This is a genomic window from Algoriphagus marinus, from assembly GCF_001936475.1.
Taxonomy (GTDB): domain Bacteria; phylum Bacteroidota; class Bacteroidia; order Cytophagales; family Cyclobacteriaceae; genus Algoriphagus; species Algoriphagus marinus.
This window is the reverse complement of the sequence record NZ_MSPQ01000003.1, coordinates 220,217-239,588: the sequence shown is the minus strand read 5'-3', so window position 1 is coordinate 239,588 and position 19,372 is coordinate 220,217. Positions and strand designations below refer to the sequence as shown.

20 protein-coding genes are annotated in these 19,372 nt (G+C 38.0%); 5 read left to right on the top strand and 15 right to left on the bottom strand.

The features are described from left to right. Positions 1-70: 70 nt before the first annotated feature. The 15 genes from cysD to htpG all read right to left on the bottom strand — a co-directional run bounded on the left by cysD (position 71) and on the right by htpG (position 14,028). Positions 71-970 carry a sulfate adenylyltransferase subunit CysD gene (cysD, locus tag BVC88_RS07845; RefSeq protein ID WP_075350110.1) on the bottom strand — a complete coding sequence of 300 codons (900 nt, stop codon included), beginning with the start codon at positions 968-970 and terminating at the stop codon, positions 71-73. A gap of 161 nt (positions 971-1,131) precedes the next feature. Next, positions 1,132-1,836, bottom strand: a complete 705-nt coding sequence (locus BVC88_RS07840) for a phosphoadenylyl-sulfate reductase (RefSeq protein ID WP_075350109.1) — start codon at positions 1,834-1,836, stop codon at positions 1,132-1,134. Positions 1,837-1,839: 3 nt separating this feature from the next. Further along, the gene (locus BVC88_RS07835) at positions 1,840-2,082 is read right to left on the bottom strand and encodes a DUF2061 domain-containing protein (protein ID WP_075350108.1); all 243 of its coding nucleotides are present in this window, start codon (positions 2,080-2,082) and stop codon (positions 1,840-1,842) included. A gap of 78 nt (positions 2,083-2,160) precedes the next feature. Next, the gene (locus BVC88_RS07830; RefSeq protein ID WP_075350107.1) at positions 2,161-2,574 is read right to left on the bottom strand and encodes an RrF2 family transcriptional regulator; all 414 of its coding nucleotides are present in this window, start codon (positions 2,572-2,574) and stop codon (positions 2,161-2,163) included. A gap of 173 nt (positions 2,575-2,747) precedes the next feature. Continuing rightward, complete coding sequence (locus BVC88_RS07825; RefSeq protein ID WP_075350106.1) at positions 2,748-3,890, bottom strand: hypothetical protein; 1,143 nt, start codon at positions 3,888-3,890, stop codon at positions 2,748-2,750. Further along, positions 3,891-4,148 (bottom strand): hypothetical protein, encoded by a 258-nt coding sequence (locus BVC88_RS07820; RefSeq protein ID WP_075350105.1) that lies wholly within the window; start codon positions 4,146-4,148, stop codon positions 3,891-3,893. It abuts the gene before it with no gap. A gap of 665 nt (positions 4,149-4,813) precedes the next feature. Continuing rightward, positions 4,814-5,794 (bottom strand): hypothetical protein, encoded by a 981-nt coding sequence (locus BVC88_RS07815; RefSeq protein ID WP_075350104.1) that lies wholly within the window; start codon positions 5,792-5,794, stop codon positions 4,814-4,816. Positions 5,795-5,981: 187 nt separating this feature from the next. After that, complete coding sequence (locus BVC88_RS07805; protein WP_139316539.1) at positions 5,982-6,188, bottom strand: hypothetical protein; 207 nt, start codon at positions 6,186-6,188, stop codon at positions 5,982-5,984. Between the two features lie 302 nt (positions 6,189-6,490). Beyond that, a complete protein-coding gene (locus BVC88_RS07800; RefSeq protein WP_175574390.1) occupies positions 6,491-6,841 on the bottom strand; it encodes a DUF1573 domain-containing protein in 351 nt (116 codons plus the stop codon). 13 nt (positions 6,842-6,854) lie between these two features. Further along, positions 6,855-8,066 carry a peptidase associated/transthyretin-like domain-containing protein gene (locus BVC88_RS07795; protein ID WP_075350100.1) on the bottom strand — a complete coding sequence of 404 codons (1,212 nt, stop codon included), beginning with the start codon at positions 8,064-8,066 and terminating at the stop codon, positions 6,855-6,857. Then, positions 8,063-9,142: a hypothetical protein gene (locus BVC88_RS07790; protein WP_075350182.1), complete on the bottom strand. Its 1,080-nt coding sequence runs from the start codon at positions 9,140-9,142 to the stop codon at positions 8,063-8,065. Before BVC88_RS07790 ends, BVC88_RS07795 begins: the two co-directional genes overlap by 4 nt. 130 nt (positions 9,143-9,272) lie before the next feature. Next, a complete protein-coding gene (locus BVC88_RS07785) occupies positions 9,273-9,494 on the bottom strand; it encodes a hypothetical protein (RefSeq protein ID WP_075350099.1) in 222 nt (73 codons plus the stop codon). A 694-nt stretch (positions 9,495-10,188) separates the two neighbouring features. After that, on the bottom strand, positions 10,189-11,052 hold the full coding sequence (locus BVC88_RS07780; protein ID WP_075350098.1) for a CPBP family intramembrane glutamic endopeptidase: 864 nt from the start codon (positions 11,050-11,052) through the stop codon (positions 10,189-10,191). 13 nt (positions 11,053-11,065) lie between these two features. Further along, the gene (locus BVC88_RS07775) at positions 11,066-11,734 is read right to left on the bottom strand and encodes a hypothetical protein (protein ID WP_075350097.1); all 669 of its coding nucleotides are present in this window, start codon (positions 11,732-11,734) and stop codon (positions 11,066-11,068) included. 407 nt (positions 11,735-12,141) lie between these two features. Further along, entirely contained in the window at positions 12,142-14,028 is a 1,887-nt protein-coding gene (gene htpG / locus BVC88_RS07770; protein WP_075350096.1) for a molecular chaperone HtpG, read from the bottom strand. Between the two features lie 384 nt (positions 14,029-14,412). Here htpG and BVC88_RS07765 point away from each other — a divergent pair, with 384 nt between their 5' ends. From BVC88_RS07765 to ccsA (BVC88_RS07745), 5 genes are all read left to right on the top strand, one after another. Beyond that, entirely contained in the window at positions 14,413-15,078 is a 666-nt protein-coding gene (locus BVC88_RS07765) for a heme exporter protein CcmB (protein WP_075350095.1), read from the top strand. A gap of 201 nt (positions 15,079-15,279) precedes the next feature. Next, a complete protein-coding gene (gene ccsA / locus BVC88_RS07760; RefSeq protein WP_075350094.1) occupies positions 15,280-15,954 on the top strand; it encodes a cytochrome c biogenesis protein CcsA in 675 nt (224 codons plus the stop codon). A 3-nt stretch (positions 15,955-15,957) separates the two neighbouring features. After that, positions 15,958-16,200 (top strand): CcmD family protein, encoded by a 243-nt coding sequence (locus BVC88_RS07755; protein WP_175574389.1) that lies wholly within the window; start codon positions 15,958-15,960, stop codon positions 16,198-16,200. An 11-nt stretch (positions 16,201-16,211) separates the two neighbouring features. Further along, complete coding sequence (locus BVC88_RS07750) at positions 16,212-16,628, top strand: cytochrome c maturation protein CcmE domain-containing protein (protein ID WP_075350093.1); 417 nt, start codon at positions 16,212-16,214, stop codon at positions 16,626-16,628. Positions 16,629-16,653: 25 nt separating this feature from the next. Then, on the top strand, positions 16,654-19,176 hold the full coding sequence (gene ccsA, locus BVC88_RS07745) for a cytochrome c biogenesis protein CcsA (protein ID WP_075350092.1): 2,523 nt from the start codon (positions 16,654-16,656) through the stop codon (positions 19,174-19,176). Positions 19,177-19,372 lie beyond the last annotated feature (196 nt).

The following is a 19,372-nucleotide window of genomic DNA, read 5'->3' as shown; positions in this document are numbered from 1 at the left end:
ATTTCTTGTCAACGGTCGTCGGACCACAGTCCACGGCCAAATTCGTAAATCTTAAATCGTATTTCTTAAATCAGAAATAGCCCACTTTCTTCCTTGTCTCCATCGCTGCTTCGGATCGCTTGTCGTCGATTCGGGCACCTCGCTCGGAGATGGTGGAATCCCGAATTTCTCCGACCACTTCATCTAAGGAAACTGCTTCGGAAAGAACCGCAGCTGTACAAGTCATATCGCCGACGGTTCGAAATCGGACCATTCGCTCAGTCACCTCTTCATGAGCCTCCCGAAAAACGTGTTCATTGGCGGTCCAAATCATCCCGTCACGAACAAATACTTCCCGGAGGTGCGCAAAGTAAATACTTGGAATCTCGATATTTTCTGTTCGGATATATTCCCAGACATCCAGTTCCGTCCAGTTGGAAATCGGGAAAACCCGAACATTTTGGCCAATGTGAATCTTGCCGTTGAGCATATCGAAAAGCTCCGGACGCTGATTTTTTTCATCCCACTGTCCAAAATCATCCCGAACTGAAAATACCCGCTCTTTAGCTCGGGCTTTTTCTTCGTCACGTCTCGCACCACCGATGCAGGCATCAAACTTAAACTCCTCGATGGTATCAAGAAGTGTGGTCGTTTGTAACGAATTTCGGCTGGAATAGCGACCTCGCTCTTCCCGAACCTTACCTTGATCGATGGAATCCTGCACATTTCGGACTATGAGTTCGAGCCCAAGTTCGGCAACCAGCTTATCCCGAAAAGCGATGGTCTCCGGGAAATTGTGCCCTGTATCCACATGCAAAAGAGGAAAGGGGATTTTTGCAGGAAAGAAGGCTTTTTGAGCCAATCTCACCAAGGTGATCGAATCTTTTCCTCCCGAAAAAAGCAAAACCGGACGCTCAAACTGAGCCGCCACTTCCCGAAGGATATGGATTGATTCTGCTTCTTTGGGATTAGGTGTTAATAGGTTGTGCATTGATGATATATGATTTATGATTTCAGATTTATGAGACCTTTGAAAGTGGCGCTCTACAATTAAACCTTGACCTTTTTATTTCTGATTTCTTACTTCAACTTTCTGACTTTTTTCGCAACATCCTGTGAATTGTGTTCTGCAAACTGACCAATACCCACTGTTTACTGTTTACTGCTATGCAACCCACACTCCTTTTTCGAATCCTCCCACCACCAGCGACCGGCGCGGGCATCCTCTCCTGAAGAAATTGCCCGAGTACAGGGTGCGCAGCCAATGCTTACAAAACCTTTGTCATGCAGCGGATTGTAAGGGATTTTATGATTCTCGAGGTAAGTAAGCACCTCATCGAAAGACCAATCCAGCAAAGGATTGTATTTCCAGATTTGATTGGAATCGTCCCATTCGAGACGCTTCATTGCTGAGCGATTGGCAGATTGCTCCGCGCGTAGCCCCGTCACCCAGATTTCATTCCCGGCTAAGGCTCTTCGAAGTGGTTCTACTTTTCGTACAAAGCAGCAGGATTTTCTATTTTCTACGGACTCGTAAAATCCATTAATTCCAATTGTATCAACTAGATTTTCAACTGACGCAGTTTCCGGATAATAAACCTTGATTTTCGTTTTATACTTTGCTTCAGTCCTCGCTAATAGCTCTAAAGTCTCTGGGAAAAGTCTCCCAGTATCCAGTGAGAAAATTTGAATCGGCAAGTTTTGACTAGCAATCAGCTGCGTGATCACCTGATCTTCCTGACCCAAAGAGGTTGAAAAAGTGACTTTTCCCGGAAATAGTTCAGCCAATAAGGCCAAACCTCCAGCTGCCGAAAGTTGCGCTAATTGAGCCTCCAATTCGATCAAATTTGTTTTCATGGCTTAGGCTTTAGTGGCTTTTTCCCAAACTCGCTCATGAAAATAGTAGAGCGCTACTTTGGACACGACCTCTATCGAACCTATAGAAATGGCCATTTTCAACTGCCCAGTCACAAAATAGGAGATGACCATCGTGTCAATGGTACCTACTATACGCCAAGAGATGGACTTAATAATACTTTTGAAATGTTTGTCTTCACCTGTGTTGCTGACAAACCATTTTTTGATAGGTTGATCGATTATCATACGTGCTAGATACGGATTGGAAATTCAAAAGTATATAAACCCTATCTTTTTTATAGGGTTTGTAGGAAAAAAATTTTATTATTTTTCTAAAATATCCTGTAGGGTCTTGTTTTCCAATATTTTGAGCGTTTCATCCCGAACCTGAATCATGACTTTATTGATACCACATTCGGCCTCGGACTTACATTCGGCGCAGGGTTCGTAGTAGTTGAGACTCACGCAGGGAAGTAAAGCGATGGGTCCATCGAGCAGCCGAATCACTTTAGAAAGTGGAATATCCTGAGGTTCTTTGATCAGGTAATAGCCTCCACCTTTTCCTTTTTTGCTTCCGAGCATACCGGCTTTCTTAAGTTCGAGTAAGATATTCTCTAAAAATTTATGGGAGATCCCGTGCTCTTCAGCGATGTCATGAATCAGCACTGCCTTTTCTTCTCGATGTTTACCCAGATAAGTCAGGGCATGCAATGCGTACTTGGTCTTTTTGGAAAGCATAAACAAAAATAACCCAATTCTTGGAATAGCCTAGTACGGGAGTGGGGAATGAAAAAATCCCCGTTCATTGCCGAGGGGTTAAAATTGTAAGGAAATTCAATGTTTCAATATTAATAGCTCTAAAAAAAGAAAAATACAGCAATTCTAGAAGAGAATTAATGAACTGATATCTGTCAATCAAGAGTGTATTTATAAAATTTCCTATAGATTTCTCCATTTTCTTCTCTAACAGAAACTCCACCGGCAAATAGTTGGTCACCTTGAAAAACAAAATACTTTGCAATAGGCAGCTTATAGTACTTTAATTTTTTTGAATCCAAATCTAATTCAATCAAAGAGACAACTTTATAATTGTTTTGAATAATTTCAAATGGATTCATTTCACGATATTTACTCGTTAATAAATGATTCACAACTCGGTAAATTTTTTCTTTATGAAAAAATGCAGTTTCATAGTCGACCTCTTTAGAAATATATTCCAACGATTGAGCTCGATTTGGTAAGTAAGTAAGCAAATTGGGACTTCCGAAGTTATCCGATCCAGAATAAAAACTCTCCATTGCTCTTGCTCTGATATTATAGATATATATAGAGTCAGAGAATTTATAATTTATCAGAATACGATTATTATCTACCTGATCTATCATAGCGCCCGAAAAATTTGAAGGCATATATTTCCCCTTTATGAATCCAGGAAAATTTATATGATCTATAAACTTATTCGAATCTAGACCATAAAATTGGATTGGGGATACTTTATCAAAAAAATCTGGATCATCATATCTTGTATCGTCTACTGTCGGTAGAATTAATAGATCTTCAAAAAATGCCATACTGGAATACCAGCCGTTTTTATAGTAGCGATCATCATTCAAAGAATTATAACGGTATTCCTCAACTTTAACACCTATTGAATTGTAGAGAAAAAACGAATTTCTTGCTGATGGAAAAACATAGATAGAATCTTTTGATTTAAAAAATACTGAAGCTTCCGATGAATTAAATCCATCAGGTCCTTCCCGCCTTATATAAATTGGCTCTAAATAAACTTTTTTATCAAAATCAATTTGGTGGATTACCAAATCTCCCTCACCATTTAATCCATACTCTACTAGGATTTTCTTTTCACCTGATTTATATGTGGTCCAGTTTGTAATAGAAAGATACTCTAAGGGTAGCGCAATTTCCAAACTATCTTTATTGATAAAATCACTATAAACAAAAGCATTTTCTTTCCTTTCAAAGGAGCAGCCTATTAAAAACAAAATAAGGGCTGAAAAACAACAACCCTTATTTACCAATTTTGCAAAATTCATTTAGGGCATCTTTCTTATAATTCCAAATCCCTCTAGCATTTCTACTGTTACACTTATATCCATCCTTGTAGCACTTCCAGGCATATTACAATCGTCCCCAAGTTTATCCTCACAATGAGAAACAATGTATGTCCTACCATCCATCTTATCAAGACTTTCTACTGATTTGTAATCCCAACCAGCAAACGAATTAAATGGAATTGAAAATACTGCGAAAGTAAATCCTACAAAAAGAGATTTTTTAATATTTTTTTTCATTTTTCTAAAATTTATAGTTAAACAAATTGATTAAAAAGTCCTCAGCGCCTTGAACTTGAACTAAACTTACGCCCCCCACCTAAAATTCCAAATATTAGTTTGAAAATTTTTAGGAGATTTAGTTAACTTATTGATAATCAATGAAATTATTTTTAGTTTGATGGAAAAATACAATTGATAACTTACTATATTTCAATTGGTTAATAAACAGACTTGTTTTAACTATAAACAGCGTAATTCCGTATTTGAATGGTTGAAATCAAAAAAATCCCCGAGGGTATCGGGGATTTTAGAATAACCTATAAGGTCTCTTTTTAGACCTCGAAGGTTTAGCAAATTAATAAACTAAAAACTTCAAAGATATCTCTCAGTCGTACCTCCTTCGAGATGAATTCAAGGTCTTATTGCTTTAAGCATGGCCCCTATTCAACGTAGTCAAATATCAGTTTGGACTGGGTGTAATCCGTAGAGTAGACGGATGCAATGACACCCAGATCTCATTACCATCCCGTACAGCTGTCGGGATTCAATTGCTTTAAGATTCAAATTTATAGTCTCTCAATCAAATCCGAATTTCTCCCGACAATTGTCGCGGAGTATAACTAGCGAAAACCCCACATTAATCTAGAAAGGGGATTGGGGTTGAAAAAAAACCATGAGAGAAGTCAGTTTAATTTAAAGAAAAAAAGTGTGTCCTCATAAAGAATGGCAACATTTGAACCACTAACTGAAAAACCCTCATCTGGTGTCGTATCGTTTAAATTTGGTAAAGGATACGATTTCAAGTAGTTAAATTCAAGGTCGTAAATATCCAAAATTCGCTGATCAGGATAATCAACATGTCCAATATTTGAAATGATAAAGATCCGATTATCTGAAATAAATGAGTCGTAAATTAACTCAGGGGCATCTTCTAACATCATCATGTTTCCTACCTCCAATACATTTGGCTTTTGATAGTCTTGGAGATATGAACCAAATTTGACTCCACTATTATTTTTATCAAAAACAAACCAAAAGCTTGAAAAATAGGATGTGAAAATCAATTTATCTCTATTTGATAATATCTTTCCTTGATAAATTAGCGCAGAGTAGTCTTCTTGGAATAAGTCATTTATTACTTTAATAGGCTGACTTTGCGATTCTTCGATTGAATATTTAGCGAAATTTAATCGAGACTTATCTTCTATACTTACTGTAAAAAGTGAGCTATCTTCCAAATAAACTCCACCCTCTATTGCGAAATCAAATTTTTGATAGAGGTACACAGAATCCTGAAAATCCTGAATTTTAAAAGTATTTTTTTCTACGTCAAATATTGCAACTAAACGGCTGGGAAGGACTTCATAATTACGAACCAAAAGATTTTCTTTTGGTCCATCCCCAAATGATCCAAGCCGATCTATTACCTCAAACCTTTTATCGACTTGAACTATACTCTTATCGTAATAGTCATAGGCATACATTTTACCATAATGCTCTTGAAAGCGAATCAGAGGAAAGTCAAGTATCACACTATCTTGTAATGAAATGGCGTTAAAAACTCTAGTCTTCTCTTTATTTTTCGATTCACATGCGGTAAAAACAAAGTTTGTAGCTACAAAAATTGTACCTATAAATCTAATATGAAGTTGAATCAATTTCATTGATTTACCATAACTCTTCCTTTGCCTCGGTAGACAGTCCCTAATTCCCCATGAGAGTCTAAGCAAATATATTTATCACCCGAAGGACAAATTACTTGTTCTTGAGCATTGACTGAGTATTGGCTAGTAGTTGATGTTAAACCTAATGATACCCCAGTAAAAAGAAGAAAAATTAGTATTATTTTTTTCATGGCGATACAGTTACAATTGTCCTTCCTTTTCCTTTTCTTACGTTTCTTCCATCAGCAGTTGTGTAACAAAGATATTTGTCACCGGAAGGGCATTCTATAGTGGTAGTGGTATCGGGTGCTAGTTCGGATGACCGAACATTTTCAGGCATCACTATAAGCCCCAAAATCATAGTAATTCCAAAAAAAAGAATTGTCTTTTCCATTTTTAAATCATTTAAAATAAAACCATTTATTAAAAAGTTTTCAGCGCTAAAAACTTGAACTAAACTTACGCCCCACATACCTAAAAATCCAAATATTAGTTTGAAATTTTTTTTCAGAACCCAGTCAACTAATTGATAATCAATGAAATTAATTTTAGTTCTAAATAAAATACAAAATCTAACTCCTAATTGTTTAATTGGTTGATGAAGTTTAAATTTTTAATTATAAACAGCGGGATTTTAAGTTTGAATCGGCTAAAACAAAAAAATCCCCGAGGGTATCGGGGATTTTAATTGTGTTCCTATTCACTTCCTGCCTTCACGGAAACTTTCAAAAACTTCTGTTTCGAATCGGTCTTTATTACGGCATATACTTCTCCCAAAGTCTTTAATTGATCCCACGGAACAGTTAAAGAAAGTGTTTCACTCTTATCTGAATTGACTTTTAAAGATGAGATAGTATAATCGGTACAAGAACAATGTGGGCTTACTGAAAAAATATTAATTGGTTCTGCACCTGAATTAATCAATTGAAATTCAGCAACTATTTCACCTAACTCATTCTTGTCTTTTTCAATTACAAGTTTGACTTTCGGCTCAACTAGTAGTTCCTTCGAATTTGATGAGCCAGAGGCAAACCAAATTAAAATCATGAATAAGTAAATTTTACCAAGTAAGTTCATATTCTTTTAAGGTTTTAAAGACAGCTCTAATGAATTCCGAATTTTGCTCCAGATACCTTTTGCTGGATGGGTCATCCCCAACATATTTTTCTCCCGGCGTGTAACTGGATGTTAAAAGCTGAAAATCTTCGAATTCATCTGAGTTATAATCAGGAAAATTCGTTTTGATCAGCTTATTGAATACTGAAAAATCATACTGATAATCTGGCTGTCTGGTGTAGCTACCAAAAGAATTCATCAGTGCATCTCGCTTTGATCGATTGGAATAGGCTTCTGGCAATTGGATATTTCGAGGAAAATCAAGTACAACACAGGATACATTTACTGTCCTATTTTTTTTGGTAATGTCAAAATTCATTTCTGAAAAAAACATTAATTCCCCATCCTGAATAAAATCAATTGTTCCTTTTACTTGATAGGTTTCCCCCGTAAAATGCATAAACTCCTGCTCCTGAATGATCATTTTTATTGGGTTACCAAGCCCAGTTAATTGTATTCTTACTCCAAGCTCATCTAGAATAACCATCTCGTCAGGTGAACTTTCGTTTATATCGAAACTCCATCTCGCATTTTTGGATTTCAATACCTCGAAAAGTAAATCTTGGGTAAAAGTGGAAACAACTGACATACTTGAACTAAAGGGAACATTGTTCTGGGGTAAAGCCCAAAATCTAGAATGTTGAGACAAAAAAGCCATATTCCCAGCATCAAATCGGGCATTCTTTTTATTTCTGTCCTTTAGACCAGCAAGAGTCAAAACTCCGAAGCTTTCCCAATAAGAATTTTCTGACTTTTCTGTGGTAAAAGCTCGCGTGAGATTAAATCCGTCCGACATTGCAGCTAAAAAAGACTTAGCATTAAGAATTAAATCCTCATCAGAGAGTCCAACTATCTCCGCTTCTAGAAGATCGAAAACATCAAGTTCTAGACTGATACGATTATTTCCGATTTTTAAGTCCTTGGAACAAAAAGAATAGTCCTTATAGCCAATGTACCTAATGGAATACCCACAATCTGTATCCGCTTCAGGCAAGGATAGGTGCCCATTTTTATCTCCAATAAAAATTCTATTTTGACCTTCTACAGTCAAGGTAAAGTAGGGGAGCGGTTTATTTTGTTCATCCACTACGACTATAACCTGACTTAAGACTTTACATGATAGAAGCAAGAATAGAATGACTAAAGAAATCTTCATTCTGTTGGTAGTTTAAATTTATAAATTCCCAGTTGATCGTTAATTTCATCTACGACTCCGTCCGCAAAGTAGGAATCACCAATTTTTCCAAGTATTCGAAATCGCTCTGGCACTCGTACATCTCCAATCAGGGTTTTGTCTTGATAAATCTGAAGTCTAGAATATCCTTTTCCAGCTCCCTCCGGAAAATAGGTTCTAAAAGTAATGTTATTGGCTTCATCCAAATAGATTAAATGATAAAAGCCAGCCTTCTTCAAGTCTAGTTTATAATTATCTAAAGCATCATCGATGGTATTGGTTTTAGGATAAGACTTTCGAATATCTACGCCTTCTATCCCAAATTTATAAACCAATTCCCCATCAGCTCCAAAAACATGAATATGTGGATCAATAGCAAATGAGACTAAGATTTCGTTTTTATTTTTGGTGAAAAATGAAAAATCAAAATTTGGGACAAATTTCTGTTCCAAATATTTATCAGACCTCCCCCCAAACCCTTCTATTACCATTTTCTTTTTCAAATCATATCTTCCAAGGATCGCTACGCTTTGGTAATACTCTTCGGATATGTAACCATTTAAAGTCGGGTGACTCATCGTGATTGGAAGAAGCACTTGAGAGCCGGATTCGTCGACAATAAAAGAAGTGTTTTGCCCCTTGGACTTCCAATCCAATTCATACAAGCCAAGCATGGATCCTTTGGGGCTATTGACCATATCCTGATATGACTCAGAATAATTCCACTCAATGGGATAAGAAGTGACTTTTACAAAATTTTCATCAAAAACTACCAGTTCAAAATTATCCAGAACAACATGTTTCTTGTCAAAAGCATACGGGTGGAAGCCATGAATATTGTTTTGCTCATCTGGACCATCCCCTTTGCCTAAATATGTGCCTTGATGAACACCTTCTGGATCATAGGAAATCACTGTACTAAAAACTTGATCTACAAAGAATATCTGATCTCTTCCAAGACTAAAAAAACCAATTCCTGAAAAATAATCCTTTTCTAAAATTACTGAGTCAATAGAAATATTTTTGATTTTTAAATTCTGCTCTTGAAAGACTGGCAATTCTAAACTTTTTTCATTTTGACAGGAGAAAATAAAACATCCAATAAAAATCACAAACAATTTTTTCATATGCATAACGGGAAATGAAAGGCTAGGCCTAAGCCTAACCTTTTTTTCAATAATAAATAAATTAACTTGGACAATTAGAAGCTGATGCAGAGCAATCCCCCTGGCCACATCTTGCTCTAAAAGAAATCAAATTCCCTCCATAGCATCCATCGGCCTTACATCTACAGAGATTTTCTTCAGGGGTATCTGGCCAATCAGGTAATTCAATAGTTTGGGCATAAGAAGGGTAATAACCCATTAGACCCAAACTAAGTGCGATTAGTGTTATTTTAAACTTTTTCATTTCTATAAAATTTATGTTAAACAAATTGATTAAAAAGTCCTCAGCGCCTTGAACTTGAACTAAACTTAAGCCCCACCCACCTAAAATTCCAAATATTAGTTTGAAAATTTTTAGGAGATTTAGTTAACTTATTGATAATCAATGAAATTATTTTTAGTTTGATGGAAAAATACAATTGATAACTTACTATATTTCAATTGGTTAATAAACAGACATGTTTTAACTATAAACAGCGTGATTCCGTATTTGAATGGTTGAAATCAAAAAAAATCCCCGAGGGTATCGGGGATTTTAGAATAACCTTTGAGGTCTCTTTTCAGACCTCGAAGGTTTAGCAAATTAATAAATTAAAACCTTCGAAGAGATCTCTCAGTCGTACCTCCTTCGAGATGATACTTCAAGGTCTTATTATTCAAAGTAACTTACACTTCAAAAAGGCAGTCAGCTCCTTACCAGTCAGCAAACCCTAGGAAAGCTTCGCCAGGTCGAAAGCCTGCTTGTCTAGCTTTTTCTTTAAGAATCACCTCCTTAAAAATAACCCAATTCTTCGAATAGCCTAGTACGGGAGTGGGGAATGAAAAAAATCCCCGAGGGTATCGAGAATATAAAACTTAAACCGATTCAATAAATTGCGATTTGGTTTTTGCAGAAGCTGCTTACCGAGAGTAAAACCACTATTCGAATTTCTCACTTTCTACCTCCTAATGATCAGCGAATCAATTTCAAGAGCATATATTAAGTCTTGTTTGATAAAACCATTTCCATCCTGAGTTTCAAACCTCATTTCATATTTCATGAACGGTTCGGCAACCACAAAAGAATCTAAAAGACTTGGATCGATAATTCCCAGAATATCTTGAAGATTCATATTATTAATAAAAAGAGTATTTCCTTGAGGCTTATAAGATCCCGTATTGGAATCTAAAAAAGGAACTCTTTTCCATTCTAATTTATAATTATCTGCTTCAATGGTTTTCAAATCTTCGGAGACAAATTGAAGTCCAAACAAAAAAATGATCCCTAAAATTAGGTTCCATGATCCATGAAATAGTACTGCCCACCAAAAGGATTTATTGATGATTATCCAACTAAAAATTAAAGCTGCAGAAAACGAAATCGCTAAAAATGGGAGCCAAGGCCATGAAAAATTCACTGCTTTAGGCAAATGATGCAAACTAAAAAAGAGAGCTGAAACAATAAGTAGAAGGTCCAATACCCATGGTAAATCGGAGTATTTATGGATAAAAAAAAGACTGTACAAAATGAGCATGAGAATAAAAATAGGAGTGTTCCAGCCAGTCAAAACCAAACTCAATGGAGTGAGCAGAAGAAAGAGACCTTGAAGTACTTTACTATTTGTCAAAAACCCCCGAAATCTGACCTCTTCGAAGATCGGTGCTATCAAAACAGGAAGAACAAATGCGACAACATAAAAACTTGAAAAGCTGATAGGTCCACTCGAATCCAAGGGTGGCATTACTTTAAAAAAAATCAAATATAAAATTGTCAATGAAAGTATAATACTTCCACTGACAATTAACCAATTTCTATTTTTCATTTAAATCAAAGGCTTAATTTGAAGGCTCTGGAGCTGGCATACATGTAACCGAGCAAGAACTTCCAAAAAATCCTTCTGTAAGTTCAACTTCCGGCACTCCGCCACCGTTCGCACATAGATTCATAGCCAATGCGCAATTACTATCCAAGTTATCTCCAATCGAGTCTAGTACAGCTTCAGCAAGTTTAATCAATGGTATTGCATAACACCATACGCATGTAACTCTTGAATTAACAGAACTCTCTGTATTGTCTATTGGATAATTAAATGTAAGGTCTCTAAGAACTTTTCCATTACTGGCAATAACATCAAAAGTAACGACCCCATCACCAGACTCTTTAAAGTTAATAAACTTTAAAAATTCCCCTGTAGCTTCATTTTCAATAATATAATTACCCTCGGAAACACGAAAGTTCTCGTATACATTTTCTTTATCAATATTTAATGACTCTTGATTATAAAAAAACTCATACCCCTTGCTTCTTTTAACAAATTTGGTAATGGTTTCATTGGCATTGTTATTAAAAATATAAGTCTTTTCACCTATCATTAAAACACCATTATTATCAGCTTTCATCGCTTCGGCTAGTTCGAAATTCACATCTTCTATTTCTTGGTTAAGTTCGCAAGAAGCAAGAAAAAGAAAGAAAATTATTTGGGAAACTAATTTTAAATTTTTCATAACATTTTTTTTAAGTGACTAATAAATTAAAAAGTCCTCTGCGCATTGAACTTGAACTAAACTTAGCCCCCCCCCTACCTAAAAATCCAAATATTAGTTTGAAAATTTTTAGGAGATTTAGTTAACTTATTGATAATCAATGAAATTATTTTTAGTTTGATGAAAAAGTACAATTCATAACTTATTATATTTCAATCGGTTAATGAACAGACTTGTTTTAACTATAAACAGCGTAATATCGTATTTGAATGGTTGAAATCAAAAAAATCCCCGAGGGTATCGGGGATTTTAGAATAACCTTTAAGGTCTCTTTTCAGACCTCGAAGGTTTAGCAAATTAATAAATTAAAACCTTCGAAGAGATCTCTCAGTCGTACCTCCTTCGAGATGAATTCAAAGTCTTATTGCTTAAAGCATCTCTACACTTCGCTTGACAAAGGCTGTCAAGTCCTTTCCAGTCAGCAAACCTTGAGCTAAGAGCGCCAAATCAAAAGATTGCTTGGCTAGCTTGGTCTTTTCTTCTTCGCTTTCTGCTTTCAAGATTTTGTCAATCATTGGATGGTTTCCGTTGATTGCCACTTTGTATGCATCTGGCAGTGCTCCATAGAAACTCATAGCTCCACCACCGGTCTGTGCCATTTCTTTCATTCTGCGCATAAACTCCTCCATGGTGATCGTCACCGGCATTTCTTCAGGACTTAGCCCTTCCACTTCGACCGTGTAAGTTTTGTTATCAATCGCTTTTTCGAAGAGTTCTTTGATGGTTTTACTTTGCTCTTCGGTAAGCAGATTTGCATAGGCATCATCTTTCTGGATCAGCTTTTCAGCCACATCGGCATCCACTCGCTTGAGTTGGGTTTTTTCCAACTTGCTCTCCAGATTCTGGATAAAGTGACTATCGATCGGCGAATCCATCACCAAGACATCGTAATCCTTTTTATTGGCAGACTGAATAAATCCATCCTGCTTGTTCACGTCAGTCGCGTAAAGGAAAATCGTCTGCTCATTCTTGTCAGTTTGGATTGGCTTCACTTTCGCCTGATACTCTTCGATGGTGAAAAACTCTCCGTTTGTATTTTTCAAAAGCGCAAAGTCTTTTCCTTTTTCGTAGAATTTCTCCTCAGAGATCATTCCGTATTTCACGAACAGCCCGATGTCATTCCACTTGGACTCATAAGCTTTTCGATCTTTCTTGAAAAGTTCGGCCAGCTTATCTGCCACCTTTTTGGTGATGTAACTATTGATCTTCTTCACATTGCTATCCGCCTGCAGGAAGCTTCGGGATACGTTCAATGGAATATCCGGCGAGTCGATCACGCCATGAAGCAGCATCAAAAATTCCGGTACGATATCTTTCACCTCGTCAGTGATAAATACCTGACGGCTGTAGAGCTTGATCTTATTTCGCTGAAGCTCAAATTCGTTTTTCACTTTCGGGAAATACAAAACTCCAGTCAGGTTGAATGGATAATCCACATTCAAGTGAATCCAGAAAAGCGGATCCTCTGACATCGGATAAAGCTCCTTGTAGAACTTCAGGTAATCTTCGTCAGTGAGATCACTCGGAGACTTTGTCCAGATCGGAGCAGTGGTATTGATGATATTATCTACCTCCACTGACTTCCACTTCTTCTCGCCTTTTTCATCCACACCATCTTCTACAGATTCGGTTTTGGTACCAAACTTAATTGGGATAGGCAGGAATTTGGCGTATTTATCCAGGATTCCCTGAAGCTTCCACTTGTCCAAAAACTCTTCCGAATCTTTGTTGATATGGAGGATGATGTCTGTACCTCTTTGCTTTCGCTTTCCTTTGGAAATCTCAAAGCTCGTAGAACCGTCACAGGTCCACTTGGCGGCCTCAGCGCCTTCTTGATACGAAAGGGTATTGATTTCCACTTTGTCAGCGACCATAAACGCTGAATAGAAACCCAATCCAAACTTACCAATGATCTCATTGGCATCTTTGGCGTCTTTGAATTTCTCAACGAACTCCTCTGCTCCAGAGAAAGCCACCTGATTGATGTACTTTTTGATCTCCTCTGCGGTCATTCCGAGCCCACGGTCAGAGATGGTGATGGTTTTCTTTTTTTCGTCAAAAGCTACTTCGACAGTCGTATCTCCAAGTTCACCGGTATACTGACCTAATGTCGCTAAACGTTTGATTTTTTGCGTCGCATCGACCGCATTGGAGACTAATTCCCGAAGGAAGATCTCATTGTCGGAGTAAAGGAACTTCTTGATAATCGGGAAAATATTCTCGGTATGGATCGAGATCGTGCCTTTTTCTTGCATGGCTATAAATTGTTTGTTGTTAAAATTTCGTTTTGTAGCAAGGGCAATTGCAAGGGTTGTTCCACTTCGAAAAAAGTGACAAGATGACAGAAAAGAATATAAGATACGCTTCGCGAAATACACTTCGTGAAATACAGCTCTGCTGAAATATGACTACGGCGAAATAAATTAATGAGATTTCCACTTGCCTAAAATATAGTTTTTGAAATACAGCTTCGCTGAAATACGCCTGCGGCGAAATAGGCTTTGCGAAATATTTCGGCGACTGAAGGGAGCTGTATTTCAGTAATATTTCTATCCTATTTCAGCGACCAAAGGAAGCTGTATTTCAACCGTATTTCCATTATATATCCATTAGGATTTTTTAATCCTTAATTTTGAAAAATGATTAAAGAGATTACTATTCTCATTCAAAAAGAGCTTAGGCTGGAGTGGCGACAGAAATATGCGCTGAATGGAATTTTGCTTTATGTGGTTTCAGCGGTCTTCATCACTTATTTGAGTGTAGGAGCAAAAGCTGGAAATCTCTCGATCAATTCCTGGAATGCACTCTATTGGATCATCATCCTTTTCTCAGCAGTGAATGCCGTAGCCAAAAGCTTTATCCAAGAGCATCAAGGCCGGCAACTTTACTATTACATGATTGCTTCCCCTGAGGCTATAATTCTTTCCAAAATCATTTACAATACCGGGCTGACTTTGGTTTTGGCGCTCTTGGGTTATGGCGTTTTCTCCGTGATTTTAGGAAATCCAGTTCAGGATCAGGGCTTGTTTTTACTGAATTTGGTCTTGGGAGCCATGGGCTTTTCTGCCACCTTGACGATGGTCAGTGGGATTGCTTCCAAAGCTGGAAATAATGCCACGCTGATGGCTATTTTGAGCTTCCCCGTGATTATCCCCATACTTTTGATGGCAATTCGGATTTCCAAAAATGCCTTGGACGGACTGGATTGGACAGTGAGTACGGATAAATTGATTGCCTTGCTAGCCATCAATGCGATCGTAGCCGTGACTGGATATATTTTGTTTCCGTATTTGTGGAGATCTTAAAATTGAAATATTGGAAAATTGGAAGAATTGAAAATTAGATCAATGAAACTTAGAGTCAAATAAAAATGATTGAAGTTCTTCCAATCTCGTGCCTCATAAATCGTAATCAAAATTCCAGCTTCCCTTCAAAAGACTTCAGAAAAAGCGCCGTTTTCAGGAACTTATGACTTATTTTTGCGCTTGAATTAGCAAAAATAACCTATGCGCCAATCCTGGTGGAAAATTCTTGCAATTGCCCTCCTGCTTTATACCCTGACAGCAGGCTTGCTGATGGACGTACCTCGTCTTCCGATTCTCAATGAGACTATTCGCGCCTTGCATTTCCATGTGACTATGTGGTTTGGAATGATCTTGATGCTGATAGCAGCGGTTTATTACAGCGTCAAATACCTTCGCACCAACGATATTCAATGCGATGATCTAGCAGTAGAGTTTACCAATTCAGCTATTCTCTTTGGAGTGTTGGGAATCACCACCGGCATGCTTTGGGCAAAATTCACCTGGGGAGATTATTGGAGTGGCGATCCGAAGCAAAATGCTTCTGCCATTGGCTTGTTGATGTATTTCGCGTATTTGATCTTAAGAAACTCGCTGACAGATACGCAACAACGTGCCAGAATTGGAGCGATTTATAACATTTTTGCCTTTGCTGCATTTATCCCTTTGATCTTTGTACTTCCCCGATTGACGGATAGTCTTCATCCAGGAAATGGTGGAAATCCCGGCTTCAACGCCTATGATCTCGACTCCAAACTGCGAATGATTTTCTATCCAGCGATCATTGGATGGACACTTTTGGGCACTTGGATAGCCACATTGAGAGTACGTGCAAGAAGAATCGAACGAACCCTGGAAGACCGCTTCCTTAATTCCTGACCCATGAAAAAATTAGTAACAATCCTTTTATTGGTTTTTAGCCTTTCTGCTTTGGCACAAGAAAAAACCCCAGTCACGGAAGCAGATTACTCCAATAATTCGGTTGAAATGGCAGATGTGATGCGAACCGAAGGAAAAATCTACGTGTTAGTAGGAATCATTGTAATCATTTTCGCTGGGATCACCGTTTACCTGATCAACACCGATCGAAAGATCAGTAGATTAGAAAAGAATTTACCTGCATAATTCAAGGAGATATGAAAAAAGGACATATAATCGGACTTGGAATCATCGCGATCGCGATCGTGATTATAATGACTTCCATCGGCGATGCGAGTAGCTACGAAAGCTTCAATACCGCACTGGAAATGAAAAAGGATGGTGAGGATAAACCAATTCACGTAGTAGGGCAGCTCAAGAAAGATAGCAATGGTGAAGTCGTAGGTTTGAATGTTAGAGAGGATAAAGTTTCCTTCACATTCATGCTAGTTGACAATGATGGAACTGAACAAGAGGTATTTTACAATGAACCAGTTCCAGCAGACTTCACCCGATCTGAATCTGTAGTAGTAATTGGAGCCTATAAAAATGAGGAGATCTTCGTAGCGGATAAAATCCTGATGAAGTGTCCATCCAAATACCAAGAAACTGAAGTGCAGGCGGCAGGAATGTGAGTAGGGCAGCAGAATTCAAAAAATCATGATCAACACCTTTGTAGGAAATCTTGGCCACTTGATGACCATTGTGGCTTTTGTAAGCGCAATTGTTACGGCCTACGCATATTATAATTACTTTAAAGCCAATGAACTTGAAAAAGCAAGTTGGCGAAGGTTCAGCCGAATCAGTTTTGCCGTTCATGGCATTTCGGCAACGCTGATTGCATTTTCGCTTTTTGAAATCATCTATAACCATCGGTTTGAATATTTTTATGCGTATTCGCATTCAAGCAAAGCACTACCGGTTCATTACATGATCTCGAGTTTCTGGGAAGGTCAAGAAGGAGCTTTTATCCTCTGGATATTCTGGAATGTGGTTTTAGGAGTTGTTTTAATTCGCGTGAATAAGGTCTGGGAAGCTCCGGTAATGATTGTTTTCGCATTGGTTCAGGCTTTCTTGGTATCCATGATTTTGGGGGTAGTGATCGGCGATTTGAAAATCGGTAGTTCACCATTTATTCTGCTTCGTGATGCTACACAAGCTCCGATCTTCCAGATGAATCCTGATTTCGTGCCAGAAGATGGAACAGGTTTGAATCCACTGCTCCAAAATATTTGGATGGTGATTCACCCTCCTACCCTATTCTTGGGTTATGCATCGACATTGGTACCATTTGCTTTTTTGATGGGTGGATTGGTGACCAAGCGCTATTCCGAATGGATCCGTCCTGCTTTACCTTGGGCTATTTTCTCCGCTATGATCCTAGGAATGGGAATCATTATGGGTGCTTATTGGGCTTATGTGACCTTGAACTTCGGAGGATACTGGAACTGGGATCCGGTGGAGAATGCTGTATATGTTCCCTGGTTGATCATGGTCGCGGCAATCCACACGATGATCACTTTCAAGAAAAGTGCTACTGCGTTAAAGACCTCAATCGTTTTAGTAATACTGTCCTTTATTCTGGTCTTGTATGCTACATTCTTGGTTCGATCAGGCGTATTGGGTGATGCTTCGGTTCACTCGTTTACAGATTTAGGTCTCTCTGGACAGTTACTGATTTACATGCTTTTCTTTGCTGTTATAGCAACCTTCTTGGCTGCAAGAGCTTGGAAGTATATTCCAACATCGGAGAAAGAAGCATCTGTTTATTCACGTGAGTTCTGGATTTTCATCGGAGCCACTACCCTCGGTTTGATGGCTTTTCAGGTGATCTTACCTACTTCGATCCCGGTATGGAATGCTCTAGTAGAAAGCTTTGGAGGTATTTCCAATATGGCTCCACCGGCAGATCAGATTGAATTTTACACCAAATTCCAGTTATGGTTCGCTGTAGCTTTGGCTATGTTAACAGCCGTGGGGCAATTCTTTTGGTGGCAGAAAATTGATGCAAAAGCCCTGAAAGATGCTTTGGTTACCCCATACATCATTTCAGTTTTGATCTCAGCAGCGATTATTGTCTTGACAAAAGTTTATGATTGGCAATATATCATTGTGGTATTGGCAGGTACTTTCACCATCACTGCCAATGCGGTAATTCTTTCTCGATTGGTCAAGAAATCTACCTTCAAATTAGCCGGGGGGTCTTTGGCTCATATTGGATTAGGGATGGTATTGATTGGAATCATGTTTAGCTCAGGCTATTCTGATGTAATATCGATCAACATGTCTGGATTGACTTATTCGAATAGCTGGGAAGATGAGTTGAACAAAGAGCATGTGCTACTTTGGATCAATAAGCCAACCCAGATGAAAGACTACACTGTAATCTACCGTGGCAGGAAGAAAAAAGTGGTCGGTATACCGGAATATGTTCCTGCAAAAATCCTGGAATCCACGGACAATGTCAACGAGGCTATCGCCTTAGCTGATTACAAAGATTATTTCAAAAAAGGTGAAACAGTCAATTTGGTACTTGAAGAAAATGACTATTTCAATGTAGAATACTATCAAAATGAGACTCTGAAATTTTCTTTAAACCCTATGTCTCAATTCAATGAAGGCATGGGAGGATTGATTTCATCACCGGATTCTAAAATCTACATAGATGAAGACCTCTACACCTATGTAGCGGCGATGAATGATCATTCTGATCCTGACTGGAAAGAAGATGAAATCTATGAGGCTGCACCGGGCGAGCAATTCCACGTGGCTGACTTTGTGACTTATTTTGATGGAGCTGAAGTTCTGAAAGAAATCGAAGGCTATGTCTTACAAGAAGGAGATGTCGCGGTGAAGGCTAAGCTTCGAGTGTTGGATTACGATGTAGAGAAGGTACTCGAGCCGACTTTTATAATCCGAAATAATCAAGTGGGAAAACTCCCTGTAATTGACACCGAACTAGGATTAAAAATCAGTTTGGAAAACATTCTTCCTGAGGACAATAAGTTTGTATTCAAAGTCAACCAATACCAAAAGGACTATGTGGTGATGAAAGCCATAGTTAAACCTTATATCAATGTACTTTGGGTCGGAACAATCATTATGCTGATTGGATTCTCTGTTGCCATCTTCAGAAGATTTGATGAATTCAAGAAGATGCGGGATAAAGGACTTGAGGTGTAAGTAAAAAGTCAGAAAGCTTAAGTAAGAAAGCTGAAAAATTGAAGAGCCTGGCTAGTAGTCAGGCTTTTTTTTAAATCTCGCAACGGCGCAGCGACGCAAAGACAAGAGAAAAGCTTTTAAGAAATCAGAAGTCTCCAGCGAGAAAGCTGAAAAACCAAAATGAAGAGAGCCCGGCTAGTAGTCGCACTTTTTTTTC

Coding starts and splice junctions, on each gene's coding strand:
- cysD (WP_075350110.1), bottom strand. CDS start 970: ATGCACAACCTATTAACACCTAATCCCAAAGAAGCAGAATCAATCCAT.
- BVC88_RS07840 (WP_075350109.1), bottom strand. CDS start 1,836: ATGAAAACAAATTTGATCGAATTGGAGGCTCAATTAGCGCAACTTTCG.
- BVC88_RS07835 (WP_075350108.1), bottom strand. CDS start 2,082: ATGATAATCGATCAACCTATCAAAAAATGGTTTGTCAGCAACACAGGT.
- BVC88_RS07830 (WP_075350107.1), bottom strand. CDS start 2,574: ATGCTTTCCAAAAAGACCAAGTACGCATTGCATGCCCTGACTTATCTG.
- BVC88_RS07825 (WP_075350106.1), bottom strand. CDS start 3,890: ATGAATTTTGCAAAATTGGTAAATAAGGGTTGTTGTTTTTCAGCCCTT.
- BVC88_RS07820 (WP_075350105.1), bottom strand. CDS start 4,148: ATGAAAAAAAATATTAAAAAATCTCTTTTTGTAGGATTTACTTTCGCA.
- BVC88_RS07815 (WP_075350104.1), bottom strand. CDS start 5,794: ATGAAATTGATTCAACTTCATATTAGATTTATAGGTACAATTTTTGTA.
- BVC88_RS07805 (WP_139316539.1), bottom strand. CDS start 6,188: ATGGAAAAGACAATTCTTTTTTTTGGAATTACTATGATTTTGGGGCTT.
- BVC88_RS07800 (WP_175574390.1), bottom strand. CDS start 6,841: ATGATTTTAATTTGGTTTGCCTCTGGCTCATCAAATTCGAAGGAACTA.
- BVC88_RS07795 (WP_075350100.1), bottom strand. CDS start 8,066: ATGAAGATTTCTTTAGTCATTCTATTCTTGCTTCTATCATGTAAAGTC.
- BVC88_RS07785 (WP_075350099.1), bottom strand. CDS start 9,494: ATGAAAAAGTTTAAAATAACACTAATCGCACTTAGTTTGGGTCTAATG.
- BVC88_RS07780 (WP_075350098.1), bottom strand. CDS start 11,052: ATGAAAAATAGAAATTGGTTAATTGTCAGTGGAAGTATTATACTTTCA.
- BVC88_RS07775 (WP_075350097.1), bottom strand. CDS start 11,734: ATGAAAAATTTAAAATTAGTTTCCCAAATAATTTTCTTTCTTTTTCTT.
- htpG (WP_075350096.1), bottom strand. CDS start 14,028: ATGCAAGAAAAAGGCACGATCTCGATCCATACCGAGAATATTTTCCCG.
- BVC88_RS07765 (WP_075350095.1), top strand. CDS start 14,413: ATGATTAAAGAGATTACTATTCTCATTCAAAAAGAGCTTAGGCTGGAG.
- ccsA (WP_075350094.1), top strand. CDS start 15,280: ATGCGCCAATCCTGGTGGAAAATTCTTGCAATTGCCCTCCTGCTTTAT.
- BVC88_RS07755 (WP_175574389.1), top strand. CDS start 15,958: ATGAAAAAATTAGTAACAATCCTTTTATTGGTTTTTAGCCTTTCTGCT.
- BVC88_RS07750 (WP_075350093.1), top strand. CDS start 16,212: ATGAAAAAAGGACATATAATCGGACTTGGAATCATCGCGATCGCGATC.
- ccsA (WP_075350092.1), top strand. CDS start 16,654: ATGATCAACACCTTTGTAGGAAATCTTGGCCACTTGATGACCATTGTG.